General features: G+C 60.6%; 21 protein-coding genes. 8 read left to right on the forward strand and 13 right to left on the reverse strand.

What is annotated here, in order from left to right; all coding sequences use genetic code 11:
- Nucleotides 1-30 precede the first annotated feature (30 nt).
- Nucleotides 31-249 carry a DUF7661 family protein gene (locus ACP39K_RS08985; RefSeq protein WP_016928610.1) on the forward strand — a complete coding sequence of 73 codons (219 nt, stop codon included), beginning with the start codon at nucleotides 31-33 and terminating at the stop codon, nucleotides 247-249.
- Between the two features lie 9 nt (nucleotides 250-258).
- Here ACP39K_RS08985 and ACP39K_RS08990 read toward each other — a convergent pair whose 3' ends face one another.
- The 5 genes from ACP39K_RS08990 to ACP39K_RS09010 form a co-directional block, all read right to left on the reverse strand.
- Complete coding sequence (locus ACP39K_RS08990) at nucleotides 259-1,107, reverse strand: PA4780 family RIO1-like protein kinase (protein ID WP_016928609.1); 849 nt, start codon at nucleotides 1,105-1,107, stop codon at nucleotides 259-261.
- Nucleotides 1,108-1,227: 120 nt separating this feature from the next.
- Nucleotides 1,228-2,718 (reverse strand): alpha-amylase, encoded by a 1,491-nt coding sequence (gene amyA / locus ACP39K_RS08995; protein ID WP_261267147.1) that lies wholly within the window; start codon nucleotides 2,716-2,718, stop codon nucleotides 1,228-1,230.
- Nucleotides 2,719-2,830: 112 nt separating this feature from the next.
- Nucleotides 2,831-3,487 carry a DUF799 domain-containing protein gene (locus ACP39K_RS09000; RefSeq protein ID WP_016928607.1) on the reverse strand — a complete coding sequence of 219 codons (657 nt, stop codon included), beginning with the start codon at nucleotides 3,485-3,487 and terminating at the stop codon, nucleotides 2,831-2,833.
- Entirely contained in the window at nucleotides 3,484-3,840 is a 357-nt protein-coding gene (locus ACP39K_RS09005; RefSeq protein ID WP_048795762.1) for a DUF4810 domain-containing protein, read from the reverse strand. Before ACP39K_RS09005 ends, ACP39K_RS09000 begins: the two co-directional genes overlap by 4 nt.
- A 20-nt stretch (nucleotides 3,841-3,860) precedes the next feature.
- Nucleotides 3,861-4,532, reverse strand: coding sequence for a CsgG/HfaB family protein (locus ACP39K_RS09010; RefSeq protein WP_016928605.1), 672 nt, complete (start codon nucleotides 4,530-4,532; stop codon nucleotides 3,861-3,863).
- Between the two features lie 481 nt (nucleotides 4,533-5,013).
- On the opposite strand from ACP39K_RS09010, the gene ACP39K_RS09015 reads away from it, so the two are divergent.
- Both ACP39K_RS09015 and ACP39K_RS09020 read left to right on the forward strand, forming a co-directional pair.
- Nucleotides 5,014-5,919 (forward strand): bifunctional helix-turn-helix transcriptional regulator/GNAT family N-acetyltransferase, encoded by a 906-nt coding sequence (locus ACP39K_RS09015; protein ID WP_080441329.1) that lies wholly within the window; start codon nucleotides 5,014-5,016, stop codon nucleotides 5,917-5,919.
- An 84-nt stretch (nucleotides 5,920-6,003) separates the two neighbouring features.
- The gene (locus tag ACP39K_RS09020) at nucleotides 6,004-7,302 is read left to right on the forward strand and encodes an SLC13 family permease (RefSeq protein ID WP_016928603.1); all 1,299 of its coding nucleotides are present in this window, start codon (nucleotides 6,004-6,006) and stop codon (nucleotides 7,300-7,302) included.
- On the opposite strand, the gene dapF is transcribed toward ACP39K_RS09020, so the two are convergent.
- The 3 genes from dapF to bhsA (ACP39K_RS09035) form a co-directional block, all read right to left on the reverse strand.
- Nucleotides 7,277-8,152: a diaminopimelate epimerase gene (gene dapF / locus ACP39K_RS09025; RefSeq protein WP_497008435.1), complete on the reverse strand. Its 876-nt coding sequence runs from the start codon at nucleotides 8,150-8,152 to the stop codon at nucleotides 7,277-7,279. The genes ACP39K_RS09020 and dapF overlap by 26 nt on opposite strands.
- A 113-nt stretch (nucleotides 8,153-8,265) precedes the next feature.
- Nucleotides 8,266-8,523, reverse strand: coding sequence for a multiple stress resistance protein BhsA (gene bhsA, locus ACP39K_RS09030; RefSeq protein WP_016928601.1), 258 nt, complete (start codon nucleotides 8,521-8,523; stop codon nucleotides 8,266-8,268).
- A gap of 193 nt (nucleotides 8,524-8,716) precedes the next feature.
- The gene (gene bhsA, locus ACP39K_RS09035; protein WP_016928600.1) at nucleotides 8,717-8,974 is read right to left on the reverse strand and encodes a multiple stress resistance protein BhsA; all 258 of its coding nucleotides are present in this window, start codon (nucleotides 8,972-8,974) and stop codon (nucleotides 8,717-8,719) included.
- Between the two features lie 176 nt (nucleotides 8,975-9,150).
- On the opposite strand from bhsA (ACP39K_RS09035), the gene ACP39K_RS09040 reads away from it, so the two are divergent.
- Nucleotides 9,151-9,795: a TetR/AcrR family transcriptional regulator gene (locus tag ACP39K_RS09040; protein ID WP_016928599.1), complete on the forward strand. Its 645-nt coding sequence runs from the start codon at nucleotides 9,151-9,153 to the stop codon at nucleotides 9,793-9,795.
- Nucleotides 9,796-9,830: 35 nt separating this feature from the next.
- Here ACP39K_RS09040 and ACP39K_RS09045 read toward each other — a convergent pair whose 3' ends face one another.
- From ACP39K_RS09045 to ACP39K_RS09060, 4 genes are all read right to left on the reverse strand, one after another.
- Complete coding sequence (locus ACP39K_RS09045) at nucleotides 9,831-10,649, reverse strand: MetQ/NlpA family ABC transporter substrate-binding protein (protein ID WP_016928598.1); 819 nt, start codon at nucleotides 10,647-10,649, stop codon at nucleotides 9,831-9,833.
- 19 nt (nucleotides 10,650-10,668) lie between these two features.
- Nucleotides 10,669-11,337 (reverse strand): methionine ABC transporter permease, encoded by a 669-nt coding sequence (locus ACP39K_RS09050; protein ID WP_004939505.1) that lies wholly within the window; start codon nucleotides 11,335-11,337, stop codon nucleotides 10,669-10,671.
- Nucleotides 11,330-12,355, reverse strand: a complete 1,026-nt coding sequence (locus tag ACP39K_RS09055; protein ID WP_033640979.1) for a methionine ABC transporter ATP-binding protein — start codon at nucleotides 12,353-12,355, stop codon at nucleotides 11,330-11,332. The genes ACP39K_RS09050 and ACP39K_RS09055 overlap by 8 nt, the downstream gene beginning before the upstream one ends.
- A gap of 236 nt (nucleotides 12,356-12,591) precedes the next feature.
- Complete coding sequence (locus ACP39K_RS09060; protein WP_016928596.1) at nucleotides 12,592-13,035, reverse strand: acetyltransferase; 444 nt, start codon at nucleotides 13,033-13,035, stop codon at nucleotides 12,592-12,594.
- 242 nt (nucleotides 13,036-13,277) lie between these two features.
- Between ACP39K_RS09060 and ACP39K_RS09065 the strand changes: the two genes are divergently transcribed.
- The 3 genes from ACP39K_RS09065 to ACP39K_RS09075 all read left to right on the forward strand — a co-directional run bounded on the left by ACP39K_RS09065 (nucleotide 13,278) and on the right by ACP39K_RS09075 (nucleotide 15,973).
- Complete coding sequence (locus ACP39K_RS09065) at nucleotides 13,278-14,150, forward strand: oxygenase MpaB family protein (protein WP_497008464.1); 873 nt, start codon at nucleotides 13,278-13,280, stop codon at nucleotides 14,148-14,150.
- A gap of 162 nt (nucleotides 14,151-14,312) precedes the next feature.
- The gene (locus ACP39K_RS09070; RefSeq protein WP_016928594.1) at nucleotides 14,313-15,416 is read left to right on the forward strand and encodes a suppressor of fused domain protein; all 1,104 of its coding nucleotides are present in this window, start codon (nucleotides 14,313-14,315) and stop codon (nucleotides 15,414-15,416) included.
- Between the two features lie 29 nt (nucleotides 15,417-15,445).
- Nucleotides 15,446-15,973 (forward strand): cysteine hydrolase family protein, encoded by a 528-nt coding sequence (locus ACP39K_RS09075; protein WP_033640977.1) that lies wholly within the window; start codon nucleotides 15,446-15,448, stop codon nucleotides 15,971-15,973.
- Between the two features lie 32 nt (nucleotides 15,974-16,005).
- Here the strand turns inward: ACP39K_RS09075 and ACP39K_RS09080 are convergent, their stop codons facing one another.
- Nucleotides 16,006-16,881, reverse strand: a complete 876-nt coding sequence (locus ACP39K_RS09080; protein WP_497008465.1) for an NAD(P)-dependent oxidoreductase — start codon at nucleotides 16,879-16,881, stop codon at nucleotides 16,006-16,008.
- A gap of 290 nt (nucleotides 16,882-17,171) precedes the next feature.
- Here ACP39K_RS09080 and trpS point away from each other — a divergent pair, with 290 nt between their 5' ends.
- On the forward strand, nucleotides 17,172-18,179 hold the full coding sequence (gene trpS, locus ACP39K_RS09085) for a tryptophan--tRNA ligase (RefSeq protein WP_048795766.1): 1,008 nt from the start codon (nucleotides 17,172-17,174) through the stop codon (nucleotides 18,177-18,179).
- Nucleotides 18,180-18,254 lie beyond the last annotated feature (75 nt).

Here is an 18,254-nt window from a genome sequence, read left to right on the forward strand (position 1 = left end):
GCCTGAAAGCGACGAGAGGGGGAATGGCGGATGATGATTTTTAACGTGTTCGGCCGTCTGCTGGGCGTGAAGCGCATCGGGGACGAATGGCGGCTGTTCCGCGTGACGCTGCCGGAGCGCAAATATGCCCCCAGCCACGATATCGTGTTGCCGGCCGATCTGCGCGAAGAGGAGATCGCCGGCTATCTGGGGGATATCTATCACGAGGCGGCGACGCCGCAGCGGCCGGAGGTGTTTCGCGTCGAATAGCGCGGCGCGTTACTCTTCCGCGTTGCGCGCCATGAGGCGGCGCTGGTGTTCCTCGCTGGCGGCCTGGATCTCTTCCAGCACCGAGCCGACATCGGCGCGCTTCTGGATTTCGCTGAACCGGCCGCTGAGGGCGCTGTCCGGCGTCAGATTGCCTTCCTGATACAGCGCCCAAATCTCTTTGGCGTATTGGCTGTCGCGCAGTTCCGGCGCGAATTGGCCATAATATTCCGCCAAATTGTTGATATCGCGCTCGAACATGCTTTTGGCGTGATTGTTGGCGGCGGCGTCCACCACCTGCGGCAGATCGATGATCACCGGCCCGTCTTTATCCATCAGCACGTTGAATTCCGACAGGTCGCCGTGCACCAGCCCGGCGCACAGCATGCGCACCGCGTAATTCATCATCAGGGCGTGATCGGCGCGCGCCTGTTCCGGCGTCAGGATGACATCGCTCAGGCGCGGCGCCACCAGACCTTCTTCGTCGGTAATCAGCTCCATCAGCAGCACGCCGTCCAGGCAGATATCCGGCTGCGGCACCCGCACCCCGGCCTTGGCCAGCAGATACAGCGCGTCCACTTCGGTGTTTTGCCAGGCTTCTTCCTGCTGCTGGCGGCCGAATTTGGAGCCTTTGCTCATGGCGCGCGCGTCGCGGCTGTTGCGCACCTTGCGCCCTTCCTGATAGTGAACCGCCTGCTTGAAGTTGCGCTTCTCGGCCTCTTTGTACACTTTGGCGCAGCGGATCTCATCGCCGCAGCGCACGATAAACACGTCGGCTTCTTTGCCGCTTTTCAACCGGCGGATGACGTCGTCGATTAACCCGTCATCCACCAGCGGCTGGAGTCGTTTTGGAATTTTCATGCAGCCTTGTACCCTATTTAGGCTCCGGTGTGAATGGCTTGCGCAGTTGATAGCGTAAGTTAGACCCGAAAGGCAAACATTAGTTTTGCCGCCGCGGCATCATTGCGCGGCGGCGGGCGTTCACAGGCTGCCTGTCGGCACCCAGACGCTGACGCTGCCGGCGTTAACCGGGAAATGGGCGCTGCCCTGGTCGTCGGTGGTGATTTCCTCCTGGCGATTACCGAGGAAATCGCGCCAGGCGGTGTGCGCCAAATCGGCGCCCAGCGCGATCGTCTTGCCGCTCTCGCCGCCGTTGGTCAGCACCACCACGCAGCCGGGGGCCTCGGCGGTGCCGGCGCGGCTGAAGGCCACGCAGTGGCTGTCGTCGAAGTAGTCGGTTTGCGGGCCGTTGGCGAAGCGCTGGCGGGCGGCGATCAGCTTCTCCAGCTCCGGGATCGCCGGCATGTCGATCTGGTATTCGCCGCCGTCGCGCCCCTTGTCGCGGTAGCTGGCGCCATACAGGTCGGGGTAAAACACGCAGGGCACGCCCTGTTCGCGCAGCAGGATCAGCGCATAGGCCAGCGGTTTGAACCAGGGTTCCACCGGCGCTTCCAGCGATTGCAGCGGCTGGGTATCGTGGTTGGCGACCAGCGTCACCGCGTGGGCCGGATCGGCGGCGGTCAGGGTATCGGTGAAGATCTGCGCCATGTCGAAGCCGTCGCCCTGTTTCGATGCCTGATGAAACTTCAGGTGCAGCGCCACGTCGAACAGCATCACCTTGCCGTCCACCAACTCGATATATTGTTGGAGCGCGCCGAGATCGTGCGACCAGTATTCGGCGACGATAAACAGGTCGCGCTGCGCGCTGCCGCGCACGTGATCCGCCCACTCTTTGAAGAACCAGGCGGGAATGTGTTTGGCGGCGTCAAGGCGGAAGCCGTCGCACGGCAGCGTGTCCAGCAGCCAGCGCGCCCAGTATTTGAGTTCCTCCGTCACCGCGGCGTTGCGGAACTCCACGTCGGCGCCCATCAGGTAGTCGTAGTTGCCTTTCTCGTCGTCGACCTGATCGTTCCAGCCGTCGTCGCCGTAGTCGTTGGCGATTTTAAACACCCCTTTGTCGTCCGGCTGCTCAACATAGTCGACGCCGCTGAAGCATTTGTAATCCCAGATAAACTCGGAATGCACGCCCTGGCGACCGGGAAAGGTGAAGCGGGTGTAGGCCAGCGCGTCGAAGCCCTGGTCGTCGATATCGTTGCGGTTGTTGGCGTCCACCTTGAATACGTGTACCCGTTCTTTTTCGTCCGCGCCGAGCTTGTGGTTGAACACCACGTCGTAGATCACCCCCACGCCGTGTTCGCGCAGCGTAGTGGCGGCATGTTCCAGCGCCGCCTTGTCGCCGTATTTGGTGGCCACGCTGCCTTTCTGGTCAAATTCGCCCAAATCGAACAGATCGTAGGTGTCGTAGCCGACGGAGTAGCCGCCGGAAGCGCCCTTGCAGGCGGGGGGCAGCCACAGATCGGTGATGCCTAGTTCGGCCAGGTGCGGGGCGCGCTCGGCGGCCTCCTGCCACAGTTTGCCGCCGTCGGGGTAGTACCAGTGGAAGAATTGCAGCAGGGTGGTTTTTTTCGTCATGAGCCAGCGTCCCGGTTAGCCAGAAGGAGAGGTGCAGTTAAAGCATGGGCTACTTTTGGCAAAAGGGACAAGTTTGGCATAGGCGGCCCGAGAAGGCCGCCCGAGAGACTGCTTAACGCTGGCTGGCGTAATGAGGCGAGCGCGGGCCATAAAGAATGGCGCCGTTCTGACCTGTTGCCGACAGGAGGCGAGTATTGGCGATGGCACCAATGTCGAACCCTTTATCGCTGATGGTATCCGCGATTTGTGAAATCGCGGCGCTGATCACCATGCCCAGCAGGCCACCGGAATTGTTGTTGCCTTCGTTGCTGGATGCGGTGGCGGTGCCGGCCCACAGCTGTTTGCCGTTGCGCAGGTCAACCAGGCGAGCGGCTACGGTAACGCGAGTTTCGCTGCTGATCACCATGTAGCTGGTACCGTACTGCGTGACATCCAGGTACAGCACGGTGTCGGCGCCGAAAATCTGGTGCAGTTTTTTCGGACTGACGGCGCGGATGTCGTTGGCGTTGGTTAGACCGTTTTGCAGGAAGGTTTCCTCCACTACAGCGACCGGCATCACATAGTAACCGGCCTCGGCCAGCGGTAAGGTTGCACTGGCGAGCACGCTGTGGCTGGCTTTGACATCCGGCGACTGATTCATCGGCGGCAAGACCAGGATCGACTTCGGCTTGCTCTCATGGAATGCCGCATAGTCATAAGGCGTTTGCTTGGCACAGCCGCTCAGCAACAGGATGGCGGTAACGCTGAGGAAAGTGAGTACACGCTTCATTTAAAGCTCCCCTTATCCTTGGCCATCAGGAAATCCATAAACGGTGCCGATTCCGGGAACAGCGTTTTTTCCGTGTTGAATTCACTCATGGCTTGTCCGTCGTTGCCGGTTTTGCTGTACAGCAGCCCCAGTTGCGCATGCAACCCCGGCGGTACGGCTTTATCCTTGGCGCGGGATTTCTCGACGATCTCTTTCAGCGTAGCGATCTGCTGCTCAGGGCTTTGCCCATCCTGCTGGTAGTATTGATAAAGAGAAGTTTGGTAGCCATCCCAATTGTAAAGCGTTTTCGGCGCGGCGCAGCCGGCCAACAGGGTCGCTGCAAACAGCGCCCCGCCCATTTTTTTAGTTATCATCTTTCTCTGCTTCTATTCCGTTAGTTAGCAGGGCGCCATGCGCCGTTTTCGATACCGGTAACCAGGTTATTGACGGCTTCACGCACGGCCAGATCCAGCACCTTGCCGTTAAGGGTGGAGTCGTAGCTGGCGGTGCCCCCGAAACCGATGATTTCGCGATTGGACAGTTCGTATTCACCGGCGCCCTGAGAGGAATAGACGACTTCTGATGTCTGTACGTTCACGACGTTCAGATTGACTTTGGCGTAAGCGACCTGTGATTTACCACGGCCCAAAATGCCCCACAGCTGATGATCGCCGACTTCTTTGCGGCCGAATTCGGTGACATCGCCTGTAATCACATAGTTGGCGCCTTTCAGCGTTTGTGCTTTCCCTTTAATGCCGGCTTCAGTTTTCAACTCTTCCATGTTGGCGCGATCCAGCACGTTGAAACGGCCAGTCTGCTGCAAATGCGTGATCAGGATAGTCTTGGACTGATTGCCCAGCCGATCGACGCCATCGGAGAAGATGCCATTCATGTAGCTGGAGCGGTTGTCGAATTTACCGACGGCGATAGGGCTGCGTGGGCCCTGATAAGTGGTGTTGTAGGAAGCCACTTTCGGCACTTCCAAAGAGCGGGAGGATTCGGTCGCACAGCCCGCCAGCAAAGTGACGGAAAGGGCGACGGAACAGACGGCGAGTGATTTTTTCATTGGCATGCGATCTCTCCATGAGCATAAAACGGCGCGGGAGCAACCCGCGCCCGATGTTTCCATAACGAGCGTTGTCGCCGTTATGGAAGCGTCGCGATCCTGCCATGAATATGTAACAAATTACAACAAGATATCGGCATTAATGCCGCTATTAACATTGTTGTAACCTATTGTAATGCAATGGATTGATATCGATTTCTTCTCTTAACCGCAGATTTTTTCACGATTGTATGTTTTTTAACTGGTTTATTGTTTTATCAACATTAAATTAATGAATTTTTATTCTGATTTTTTTGAATTAATCAGTTTACTGTATTGGGTAATGTAACGTTTTGCATCAGCTTCTCTGTTATACCGGGGTTCATGGCGGCTTGATGATCCGTTAAGGTAGTGAGAATTAGATAACACTATCAACTAAATCTCATTTTTTATCGGTAGTTAATTGGGGATATCAATTGTGAACATCAGGGATTTCAGAGCATTGGCGCGCAGTTTGGTCAGAGAATTCGGCATGTTGAACAAGCAGAGCAACGGCTCGCGCTTTTCGCCGCTGCAGATCCATCTGATGATCGAAGTCAGCGAGCAGCCGCTGGGCGTCACCGAGCTGGCGGCCCGGCTGTGCATCGACAAGGCCAGCGCCAGCCGGGCGCTGCGCAGCCTGGTGGCCGCCGGCGTGATAGAAACGGTGGATCATCCTGATGACAAGCGGCACAACCTGCATCGGTTGAGTAAACAGGGCGGCAAGACGCTGGCCGGCATCGAGAGCGACGCCGACGGTTTTATGCAGGCGGCGCTGGCGCAGTTGGACGACGATGAGCTGGCGAGCACCACCGCGGCGATGAAAAAGATGACCGCGGCGCTGCGCAGCGCGCGCAAACAGCGCGACGCCAACCTGCGGGTGCGGCCGATCGTCGAGCGCGACGATGCGGCGATGGCGGCGATCATTCGCGACGTGTTTCGCGAGTACGGCATGGACAAAATGGAAGGGGTCAGCCTGCACGATCCGGATCTCGATCGGCTGACCGGTCTGTATCGCGACAACGGCGGCCACTACTGGGTGCTGGAGCGGGACGGACAGGTGGTGGGGGGCGTCGGCATGGCGCCGCTGGCCGGCGAAGAGCCCGGCTATTGCGAGTTGCAAAAACTGTTTTTCAAACCCGGCGCGCGCGGGCTAGGCATGGCGCGCCATATGGTGGTGCAGGCGCTGAAGGCGGCGCGGGCGGCGGGGTATCGCTACTGCTACCTGGAAACCACCGAACAGTTGAAAGAGGCGATCGGGTTGTACTATGCGCTGGGGTTCACGCTGTTGACGGAACGGCGCGGCAATACCGGCCACCACGGCTGCAATGTGTGCATGCTGAAAAATCTGCAGAACGACGATATGTGAGCGGTTTCAAGGTTAACGCCCGCGCCTTGTGTCACCCTGTTAACCGTTTGATAACAATCACAACGTTTTATCAGGGAGGAAACTATGTTGGGGGATCCGATGGCGCTGTCCGCGCTGGTCACGCTGGTGGTCATCGCGCTATGGGCCAGCGCCCGCCTGCCGGAGTATTTGGTCGCGCTGCTGTTCTTTGCGGCGGTGATGGTATTGCAGCTGGCGCCCGCCGCGGTGACCTTTTCCGGTTTCGCGTCCTCCGCATTTTGGCTGGTGCTCAGCGGCTTCGTGTTGGGCACCGCCATCCGCAGCACCGGTTTGGCGGATCGCCTGGCCAACCGACTCTTGCCGCATCTGGCCGGTTCCTGGCCCCGCCTGGTGGGCGGCGTGGTGGCGATAAGCTACGCGCTGGCGTTCGTCATGCCCTCCAACATGGGGCGAATTACGCTGCTGATGCCGATCGTCATGGCGTTGGCCAATCGCGCCGGCCTGGCGGAAGGCTCGCGCGGCCGCATCGGTTTGGCGCTGGCGGTGGGGTTCGGCACCTTCCAGCTCTCCGCCAGCATCCTGCCGGCCAACGTGCCCAATCTGGTGATGAGTGGCGCGGCGGAAAGCGCCTACGGCAGCCACTTCGCTTATCTTTCTTACCTGTTGTTGCACGCCCCGGTGCTCGGGATCGCCAAAGGCGCGCTGCTGACGCTGTGCATCTGCGGCCTGTTCCGCGCGCGGCCGCAGCCGGTGGCGGCCGAGGCGGCGCAAACCCCGCTCAGCGCCGCCGAGTGGCGGCTGATCGCACTGTTGGGCATTACGGTGCTGCTGTGGATGACCGACAGCTGGCACGGCATCGCCCCCGCCTGGATCGGGTTGGCGGCGGCCTGCTTCTGCCTGTTGCCGCGCATCGGTTTTCTCAACGGCGAGCAGTTCGCCGCCGGGGTTAACGTGCGAACCTGTATCTACGTGGCGGGGATCCTGGGGCTGACCGCGCTGGTCAGCCACTCCGGTCTCGGCGATCGGCTGGGCGGCGCGCTGCTGGCGATGATGCCGGATCTGCATGGCAAACCGTTCGCTGCGTTCGGTTCGCTGGTGGGGATCACCGCGTTGCTGAATTTCGTTGTGACCGCCAACGGCGTGCCGGCGCTGTTTACTCCGCTGGCGCAGGCGTTGTCCGCGGGCAGCGGCTTGCCGCTGCTGACGGTGCTGATGACCCAGGTGATCGGCTATGCCACGCCGCTGCTGCCGTATCAGGCTTCGCCGATCGTGGTGGCGATGGGGATGGGCAAAGTGCCGGCGCGCGAGGGGCTGAAGCTGTGCCTGCTGTTGGCCGCGCTCAGCTTTGCGCTGCTGGTGCCGTTGGATTATCTGTGGTTCAGACTGCTGGGGTGGATCCCGTAAACAGCCCTGCGCCGCCGGCAAAACAATCTTCGTCCAGCGTCAGAGTGGCGATTTTATGCACCGGTCCGCGCATGCTGACCTGAAAATCGCCGCTGAAGGCGATCTGCAGCTCGCCGCCCGGCATCCGCACGCTAACCCGATCGCCGACTCGTCCCAACTTGCGCATCACGCTGGCGGCGGCGCAGCTGCTGCTGCCGGAGGCGAGGGTAAAACCGGCGCCGCGCTCCCAGATGCCGATGCGCAGCGTCTGGCGATCGACCACTTCCACCAGTTGTACATTGGTGCGTTTCGGGAACAGCGTATGGCGTTCAATCTGCGGTCCGAGCCGATGCACCTGCGCCAGATCCAGTTTTTCCACCGGCACCACGCAGTGCGGGTTGCCCATCGACACCAGCGAAACGCTTAACGTCTCCTCCCTCAGGGGCAGCGGATAGTTCAGCGCCTCCGGCAGATCGATCAACGCCGGCAGCGCCGCCGGGCTGAAATTGGCGCGCCCCATCTCCACGGTTATCTGATGCGCGTCTTCCGCCACCTGGCAACGCACGTCGCCGCCGGCGGTGTGCACCAGAAACGGCTGATGCGCCACGCGCTTGCTGTCGAACAGATAGCGCGCGTAGATACGCAGGCCGTTGCCGCTTTTCTCCGCTTCGGAGCCGTCCGGGTTGATGATGCGCAGGGTGGGATTGACGGCGTCGCCGCTGTCGATCAGCAGGCCGTCGGAACCGATGCCGTAATGCGGGTGGCACAGCAGGCGGATCTGTTCCTGGCTCAGACGTTCGGCGACCGAGCGGTGGCAGACCAGGTAGTCGTTGCCCAGACCGTGATATTTGTGGAACAGCAGGGGAGTCATGGCGTTGCTCGGCTCAGCGGGAAAAGGTCGCTACAGCTTACAACAGAACGTTGGCGTTAAAGCAAACAAAAGGCGGCCTGAGCCGCCCTTTTGCACGATTGCCGATCCGGCGATTAATTGTAGATGATCGCGGTGCCGTGCAGTTTGTTGTCACCGGTGGTGGCGATGATCTGGAAAGATTTGGCGCCCGCCGCGTCGGCTTTGGCCGCCAGTTTATTTTCCAGGCTGCTCAGGTCGGACGCGCCGCTGACGGTGACGACGCCGGCTTTTTGCAGGTCGGCGGGTTGCGCGTTAACCAGATCGGCGGCGAAGCTGCCGAAGGAGACGGAGGCCAGTGCGATGGCTGCGATGGTCATTTTCAGGTTTTTCATGGTCTTATTTCCTATCTTTGTTCTTTACGATGTTTGTTTTGTAAGGTCGTTAAATTTATTAACGATCGATAATTTAATGTTAGATGCCGGTTTGACGGATTGCAAGTATTTTTTTAATGCTCGTTAATTAATTTTTTTTACGCCCTGGCGCTGTGAGCAATAAAGGTATGCAGTCCACAGGCTTAATGCTTTGTTATTGATAGATTTCTGCAGTGCCATGCAGCTGGTTGTTACCGCCGGCGCCGATAATGCGGAAGGATTTTGCACCGGCCTGATCGGCTTTGGCGGCCAGGCTGTTTTCCAGCGAGGTCAGATCGGATGCGCCGCTGACGGTGATAACGCCCACTTTCTGCTGGTCAGCCGGTTGGTTCTGAACCAAATCAGCGGCGAAGCTGCCGAAGGAAACGCTGGCCAGAGTGAGAGCTGCTAAGGTTAATTTTAAGTTTTTCATAATGTTAATTCCTTTCCGATAACGGTGAATAGAGGGGTTTAATCCGCTTCGCTAAATTATCTTAACGATCGATAACTAAATGCTAATCGGTTCTCGACGAGCGCGCAATATTTTTTTATAATGATCGTTAAGTTATTTGTGCTAACCCTGCCGTGGAGCGGGATAGGAGAGGAACGATGAGCATCAATGAAGCGGTCTGCGGCAAGAAAAGCCGCGGCAGACCGAAACAATTTGATCGCGATCGGGCGCTGGAAAGCGCGCTCGATCTGTTCTGGCGGCACGGTTATGAAGCCACCTCGCTGGCCGATCTGGTGGAAGTGACCGGCGCCAAGGCGCCGACGCTGTATGCGGAATTCGGCAACAAAGAAGGGATGTTCCGCGCGGCGGTGGAACGCTATTTGCAAAAATACACCACCTGCACCAACCAACTGTTGGAACAGGCGTTGCCGGTGGCCGAGATCGTCGAGGCCTACGTGCGTTCTTCCGTCGAAGTGTTTACCGACCCCGATACGCCGTCAGGTTGTTTTATGGTGTGCGCCTCCGCCGCGCTGTCGTCCGCGTCCGACGACGTCGCCCAGATGCTGCGCAAAAAACATCATGCCCAGGAAGCGGCGCTGAAAGCCTGCTTCGATCGCAAGGTGCAGCAGGGTGAACTGCTGGCGAAGACCGACACCGCGCTGCTGGCGAAGTACGTCATTTGCACCATTGAAGGCATGTCGGTGCAGGCGCGCGAAGGGGCAAGCCGCGGCGATCTGCTGCGGTTGCTGGAGGCGTTGATGCTGGTGTGGCCGCGGCTCAGCCAGATTGGCAATAAGGTGTGACAACCGGCCCGGTTTTCACCGGGCCGTCTAACCCATTACTGATTGACCGGGATCACCGCGCCCTGGTACTTCTCGCGGATAAAGTCCTGAATCGGTTTGGAGTGCAGCACTTTGACCAGTGCCACGATCTCCGGCTTGTTCACGTCGGCTTTGTGCACGGTGATGATGTTGGCGTACGGGTTGTTTTCGCCGCTTTCGACTGCGATCGGATCCTTGGTCGGATTCAGCCCGGCGTCGATGGCGTAGTTGGCGTTGATCACCACCGCGTCGCCTTCGTTGTTGTTGTACATCTGTGGCAGCAGCGCGCCTTCAACGTTGGCCTGGAACTTCAGGTGTTTCGGGTTTTCCACCACGTCGGTGATGCGCGCGTCCACTTTGCTCACCCCCGGCTTCAGCTTGATCACGCCTTCCCGTTCAAAAATAGACAGAATGCGGCCTTCTTCCGCCACCGCGTCGCGCATGATGATTTTGCCGTTTTCCGGCAGATCTTTCAGGCTCTTGTACTTCTTCGAGTAGATGCCGATAGGCTCAATATGGATCGCGCCGGCGCTGACGAAGTCGTAGCTCTTGTCGTCGGCGTGGTCTTTCAGCACCGAGTTCAGGTAAGGCACGTGCTGGAAGTAGTTGGCGTCGATGTCGTGGCTGGCCAAGGCGGTGTTCGGCAGAATGTAGTCCTGGAAGCGCTTGATCTGCAGATCGATGCCTTCCTTCGCCAGTATCGGTTTGGCTTGTTCGAGGATCTCGGCGTGCGGCACGTTGGAGGCGCCGACCACCAGCTTGGTCGCCGCGGCGGCGCCGTAAGAGGCGAGGGTGGCGACAGAGGCGAAAGCCAACATCAGTAGGTGCTTTTTCATCATCGTTTTCCTTGGTTAATTAACGTTTATCGAGCGTTCTTGTCAGGGTGTCGCCAATGAACTGAATGACGAAAACGATCAGCAGGATCGTCAGCGTCGCCACCAGCGTCACGTCACTGTGGTTGCGTTGGAAGCCTTCCAGATAGGCCAGGTTGCCCAGGCCGCCGGCGCCGATCACCCCGGCCATCGCGGTGTAGCTCACCAGCGCGATCAGGGTGACGGTGATGCCGGAAACCAGCGCCGGCGAGCTTTCCGGCAGCAATACGCGGAAAATCAGGGTGCGGTTTTTGGCGCCCATCGAGCGCGCCGCTTCGATCACTCCTTTGTCGACCTCGCGCAGCGCGATCTCCACCAGCCGGGCGTAGAACGGCGCCGCGCCGACGATCAGCGCCGGCAGGGCCGCGTCCGCGCCGAGAATGGTGCCGATCAGCGACTTGGTGAATGGGATCAGCAGCACGATCAGAATGATGAACGGGATAGAGCGGAAGACGTTGACCAACACGGAGATCAGCGAGTAGACCGCCCGGTTCTGCAACAGCTGGCCCTTCGAGGTTAAAAACAGCAGCACGCCGAGCACGATGCCCAGCACCAGCGTGGCCAAACCGGCGATGCCGGTCATGTACAGCGTTTCCCAGGTGGCGTCCCACAGTTGGTCCAGACGCAGGTGGGGGAACAGGGATTCAATCATGTTGGATAACCTCGACGGCGATGTCTCTTTCGTGCAGCAGGTTGAGCATGTCGGCGACTTGTTGTTCATTGCCTTCGGCGTGGATGTACAGTTCGCCGAACGAACCGTTGAGGGTGTGGCTGATCTTGCCGTGCAGAATGTTGACGGTCAGGGCGTAGCGCCGGATCACTTCAGAGATCACCGCCTGATGGGTTTGCACGCCGACGAAGGTCAGCTTGAAAATCGCCCCCGGCAGGTGGGCGGTGAGCTGCGGGTTGAAGCTCTCTTCGGTGTCCGCATACTGCGACACCTGTTTGACGAACTGTCGGGTGATCGGCTGCTGCGGCCGGGTGAACACGTCAAGCACCGGGCCTTCTTCGACGATGCGGCCGTTTTCCATCACCGCCACGCGGTGGCAGATTTTGCGCACCACGTGCATCTCGTGGGTGATTAGCACGATGGTCAATTTCAGCTGACGGTTGATGTCCAACAGCAGGTCGAGAATGGCGTCGGTGGTCTGCGGATCGAGCGCCGAGGTGGCCTCGTCGCACAGCAGCACGCTCGGGTTATTGGCCAGCGCGCGGGCGATGCCGACGCGCTGCTTTTGGCCGCCGCTGAGCTGCGACGGGTAGGCGTTTTCGCGCCCCTGCAGGCCGACCAGCGCGATCAGTTCCGCCACGCGCGGCGCAATCTGCGCCTTGGGCACGCCGGCGATCTGCATGGAAAACGCGATGTTCTGGCTGACGGTGCGCGACCACAGCAGGTTGAAGTGCTGAAACACCATGCTGATTTTCAGGCGCGCCTGGCGCAGATGGCTGCCTTTGGCGCGGGCGATATCAAAACCGCCCACGTCAATGCGGCCGCTGGTGGGCGTTTCCAGACCGTTGAGCAGGCGGATGAGGGTGCTTTTGCCGGCGCCGCTGTAGCCGATGATGCCGTAAATTTGCCCGGCCTCTACCGCCAGGCTGACGTTGTCTACCGCCACGACGCGGCCCTGTGTGCTGTCAAAAGTTTTGCAAACGTTCGAAAGAACGATCATAGCGAAGCGGATCCTTATCGATACATCACAGCATTCCGTCCAGAGCGCGGTGCGCCGGACAGAGATCGTTCGGCTTTTCGGCTGACGGAACCTCTGTTGCGGGTGAATACCGGGCAATCCTACCGAGGGTTTATAGTGACAGGAAGAATGTAAAATCTATTACTTATTCTGATTTGATATATAAGGCGGCGGGGGAGGCGGGGGAAGAAACCGGCCGCAGGGCGGCCGGCGGAGGGCTAGCGTTTTTCCAGTTTCATGTGCAGCAGCGGGAACGGGTTGCCCTGACCGTCGAGCGGCGAGCGGCCGGTGATGACAAACCCGTAGTGGCGGTAGAAGCCGCTGGCCTGCGGATTTTGCTCGTTCACGTCCAGCTGCAGCTCATCGTGCAGCGTTTCCGCGTGGGTCAGCAGCGCTTTGCCCACCCCTTTGCCGCGCTGATCCGCGTCGATAAACAACATCTCCACCTTGTTGCCGTTCAGGCCGATAAAGCCGCAGGGATGCCCCGGGCGTTCTTCGGCCACCCAAACGTTGACCGCCGGCAGGTAGTCGTTCAGCACCAGCGGGAACAGCTGCGCGATGTTGTCTTCGGTTAAAAAATGGTGGGTGGCGCGCACCGAACGCAGCCAGATATCTGCCAATTGCGCGTTGTCTTCCGCCGCGCGTGCTCTGATGGTAATCATCGAACTCTCTGCTATCTAAGTTGAAGGAAAAGAAACTAGATAGAGGTTTTGTGGGGTTAGTGCCGAATTAACGTGGGTTAACGCCCTGCAAAGCGCCTCTGCAGTGGATCGAATAGGTCCGCCTTGTTGCAAGCGGTATAACAACTGTAATTCAGTAAGTTAATGCTTTCAACCGCCGCAGGGCGCAATGAGGCGATCGCCGCGTGATACACTGGCCGCTGAACCAGCAAGAGGGCGGCAGGATGGAAGCGGTACGCGCAGCGATAGAGAAACAGGTGCTCAGCCTGACCGGGCTGGCGCTCGGCGGCGTCGATTTTGAGAATCCGCCCGGCGATCCGGGGCTGTTCGGCCCGCAGTCTGTCATCTGGCAGGTACATCGCGATTTCACGCCGATGCTGTGCGGCGGCGTCAGCGCCTTGCTGCTGCAAATGCTGCACCCGCTGGCGCTGGCCGGCGTATGGGATCACTCCAATTTTCGCGACGATATGATCGGCCGCCTGCGCCGCACCAGCCAGTTCGTGTCGGTCACCACTTTCGGCCCGACCGCCGAGGCGGAGCGGCTGATCGCCAAAGTCAAAGCCATCCATCTGCGGGTAACCGGCGTCGGCGGCGACGGCACGCCTTATGCCGCCAGCGATCCGGCGCTGCTGACCTGGGTGCACGTGGCGGAGAGCAGCCGCTTTCTGGCCAGCCACCTGCGCTACCGTAACCCCCATCTTTCCCACGATTTGCAGGATCAATACTATCGTGAAGCGGCGCGCGTGGCCGCCGCGCTGGGAGCCACTGCAATACCTCAGTCCTGCGCGGAGGTCGAAGAATACCTGCAGGCGATGCGGCCGCAGCTGGTGTGCGATGAACGCACCCAAGAGGTGGCGCGCATTCTGCTGAAGGCGCCGGCGCCGAGCGCGTTGGCGCGCCCGCTCGGTGGGGTGGTGATGCAGGCGGGCATCGATCTGTTGCCCGACTGGGCGCAGCGGCAGTTCGGTTTTCATCCGGGCGCGCTGCGGCGGCGGCTGGTGCGAACGGGCGCCGCCGGTTTGGGCAAGGTGCTGGGCGCGTCGATGCGCAACGGTTCCTATCAGCGCGCGGTGCGGCGCATCACTCGGCCGTCATGAGCCGCAGCCGCTATAATTAGCCTTTGTTTATCTTCGTTTACGGCCGTTTTTGAGACTTTTACGGGTGATCCGGCCAGTAATGCGTTTTACACTTGGGGCAAAGCCACATTCCATTTTTGGCGCGCAGCCGATTCTGCCGCGCCCTGACCCTATTGAGGTGATATGAACGAGTCATACGTACTTGCTGAAGTCAGCAATGAGAACCAGACGCTGGTCGCGGTGGTTCAGCAAGATCACCGGGCAGCCTATTTTTACATCTATCCCGCCGAAGCCTACAGCGATCGCTATCAGGTGCGCGCCTGCTGGCTGCGCAACCTGGCCGCCGCGCCGCTGCAGGAGGATCGCGCCGCGTTGGAACAAGGGCAGCCGCCGATGCTGGCGGCGGAGTTTTGCCGCAACCTGGAAGGGGAAGCGCCGCTGAACCCGGAAGGGCTGATGGTGGTGTGGAGCGAAAGCGACGACGGCGCGGCCCTGTGGTATTACGGCCAACTGCTGGCGGTGATCCCCGGCTGGAGCCTGTATATCGACCATTCGGTGTGCTATTCGGCCAGCTGCATCAAGGAGAGCCCACTGGCCTATCCGCTCGGTTCGGCCTCGACCAACACGCAATATGCGCAGGCGGAAAGCACCCGGCAGTTTTGGCGCAGCTGGCAGCGTGAAGAGGGCAATCCGTGGCCGAAGATGCAGCGCGATTTTCAGGCGCGCTATGAGCAGCATTTCGGCCCTTCGGTAAAATATTACGCCATCGATCAGGGCAAGTGGCCGCCGATGGCCATCACTCAGCACGAGCGCGACGGCATCTATTACTTCCTCACCATGGGGGTCAGCATCCGGCCGATGCCGTGGGTGGAGATCCTGTTCAACGACGAGGCTTCGCGCTATCGCCGCATGGAGATGGCGATCGCCATCGACAGCCAATACATGACCGAAGACAACGCGGTGCAGATGGCCAGCGCGCTGGCCGGTTTCGCGCACGCGCCGTGGGCGCGGTTGACCTGGATCGGCGAAGGGCACACGCTGGAGTCCGACGTGGCGCCGTTGGGCTACGAAGGCTATATTTTATCGTCGTCCTTCTATCCGCATCACGCGCACCTGGCGTTGCCGCAGCAGTACGGCGACCCGGTGAACCTGTTTTGGGCCAGCCCGGTGTTTACCGCCGAGCGCCAGCTGGCGCACGCCACGCCGAACGGCGGGCACGATCTGGTGAACCGGCTGCGCGAGCAGGGCGTTGACCACATTTTCCGCCCGCGCCAGCCGGTGTGCTGACGCCATTTATCTTCTCTTCGGGAGCCGCCATGACCACCGCGCTGTTGATTATCGATGTGCAGGAAGGGTTGTTTACGCCGCCGCCGGCGGATGCCGCGGGCACCGTTGCGCGCATCAATCAGTTGAGCGAGCGCGCCCGCCGGGCGGGCGTGCCGGTTGTCGTGATTCAGCACCACACGCCGGACGACGAACTGCCGCACGGCAGCGCCGCCTGGCAAGTGCTCGCGGCGCTGAAGGTGGCGCCGGGCGACCATCGGGTGGATAAAACCACGCCGGACTCCTTCCTGCGCACCTCGCTCGGCGCGTTGCTGATCGCCAACGGCGTATCGCAGCTGGTGGTTTGCGGCTACTCCACGCCGTTTTGCATCGATACCACGGTGCGCAGCGCCGCGGCGCGCGGCTATCCGGTGACGCTGGCGGCGGATGCGCACACCTGCCACGACAAATCCTATGCCGACGGTTTGCTGATCCGCACCCACCATAACGAGACGCTGTCGAATATCGACAGCTTCGGCGTGCCGATCCGCGCCGTGCCCGCGGCGGACATCGTGTTCTGAGAACGGAAAACGGGGGCCAGCGCCCCCGTTCGTTATTTCAGGCCCGCTCGCCGCGCCGCCACCTTGGCCAGCGCCGCCCAGTCCAGATCCGCATCCCCCTGCGCCATCGCGTCGAGGAAGTTGTCTTTCAGCACCCCGGCGAACGGCATCGGCGTATGGCTGTCGGCGCCGGCGGCCAGCGCCAGCCCGACGTCCTTCAGCCCCAGCGCCAGCCGGAATCCGGCGGGTGAATACTTCTCGGCGGCGATCAGCGCGCCATAGCCCTGGTAAGCCGGGGCGGCGAAGACGGTGCCGCTCAGCATCTGCAGGTAGTCGGCGCCGGACACGCCATAGTTGCGCACCAGCGCGCTGCCTTCCGCCATCGCTTCAATGGCGCTGGCCAGCGTAAAGTTGGTGGCGATTTTGACCACGTTGGCCTGCGCCGGATCGGCGCCGAAGTGCCAGGTTTTCTGGCCGAGGGCATCGAACAGCGGCTGCGCTTGCTTCAGCCGCTCGCTATCGCCGGCCGCCAGAATATTCAGCTTGCCGGCGGCGGCCACGTCGACCCGCCCCAGCACCGGCGCGGCGAGGTAGCCGATGCCGTGTTCCGCATGCAGCGTCGTCAGGCGTTTGGCGAGTTCGACCGAGATGGTCGCCATATTGATATGCAGCGCGCCCGGTTTCATCCGCTGCAGCAATCCGCTGTCCACCACCACCTGCTGCGTGGCGGCATCGTCGGCCAGCATGGTGATCAGCACGTCGGCATCGGCCAACTGTTCCAGCCGTTCGGCCTGCCGCGCGCCGGCGCTCACCAGCGGCTGCGCCGCCTGTGGCGAGCGGTTCCATACCGTTAAGGCGAAGCCCGCCTGCAACAGGTTGGCCGCCATGGCGCTGCCCATCCCACCCAGTCCGGCAAATCCGATCTTCATCATGCGCTCCTTTTTCAGGTTGAAGGTTTTACCCTAGCGCGCCAGGCCAGGAACGCAAATGCCGGAGTGTAACGCCGTCTTACGCGCCGGCGGCGGGCTATTGACGCGCTGCCGCGGCGGGTATACCTTGATGGCATGAATATATCGATGCACTCCACCCACAATCAGTCATGGTGGCGCCTCTTCTGAGGCGGCACGAGTATTCACATCTCTTTTTAATGCCGCCGGTTTGGCGGCATTATTTTTTGTGGCGTTGATCCGGCGGTCTACAGACCTTCAGGAGCACTGTCATGAGCTACACCATTCTTACCGGCGATCGCGCCACCGGCCCACTGCATTTAGGCCACTTCGTCGGCTCGCTGCGCCAGCGCGTCGCACTGCAGCACCAGCATAACCAAACGGTGATGGTGGCGGATTTGCAGGGCCTGACCGACAACGGCAACAACCCGCAAAAAATCAGCGCCAACGTGCTCAACGTCGTGGCCGACTATCTGGCGGTCGGCATCGATCCGCACAAGACCACGATCTGCCTGCAGTCGGCGCTGCCGGCGTTGGCCGAACTGACGATGTACTACCTTAATCTGGTCAGCGTGGCGCGGCTGGAACGCAACCCGACGGTGAAAAACGAAATCGCCGAGAAGGATTTCGCCCGCAGCCTGCCGGCCGGTTTTCTGATCTATCCGGTCAGCCAGGCGGCGGACATCACCGCCTTCGGCGCCACCCACGTGCCGGTCGGCGAGGATCAACTGCCGATGCTGGAGCAAACCAACGAGATCGTGCGGCGCTTCAACCACATCGTCGGCCAACCGATATTAACGGAGTGCCAGCCGCTGTTGAGCAACGTTGGGCGTCTGCCAGGGCTGGACGGGCAGGGCAAGATGTCGAAATCGCGCGGTAACGCCATCCCGCTTGGCGCCGGCGCCGACGAGGTGCACAAGGCGGTGATGAGCATGTTCACCGATCCCGGCCATCTCAACGTCAGCGATCCCGGCCGGGTGGAGGGCAACATGGTGTTCACCTATCTGGACGCCTTCTGCGAAGACGCCGCGCTGGTGGCGGAACTGAAGGCGCACTACCGCCGCGGCGGGTTGGGGGACGTGAAGATCAAACGGCTGCTGGAGGATTGTCTGCAGAGCCTGCTCGAACCGATCCGCACCCGCCGCGCCGAATTCATCGCCGATAAAGGCGAGCTGACGCGCATCCTGCAGCACGGCACCCGCCGCGCGCATCAGGTCAGCCAGCGGACGCTGCAGCAGGTCAAGGCGGCGCTGGGGCTGGACTTCTTCACCCTGGCGTGAGGCGCACGCCGGGGCGGCACGCGTCACGCCCCGGCCATAAAACCATCATCCCACTGTCATAAACTTATCCGTTAA

This window comes from Serratia sp. EC4, assembly GCF_059652115.1.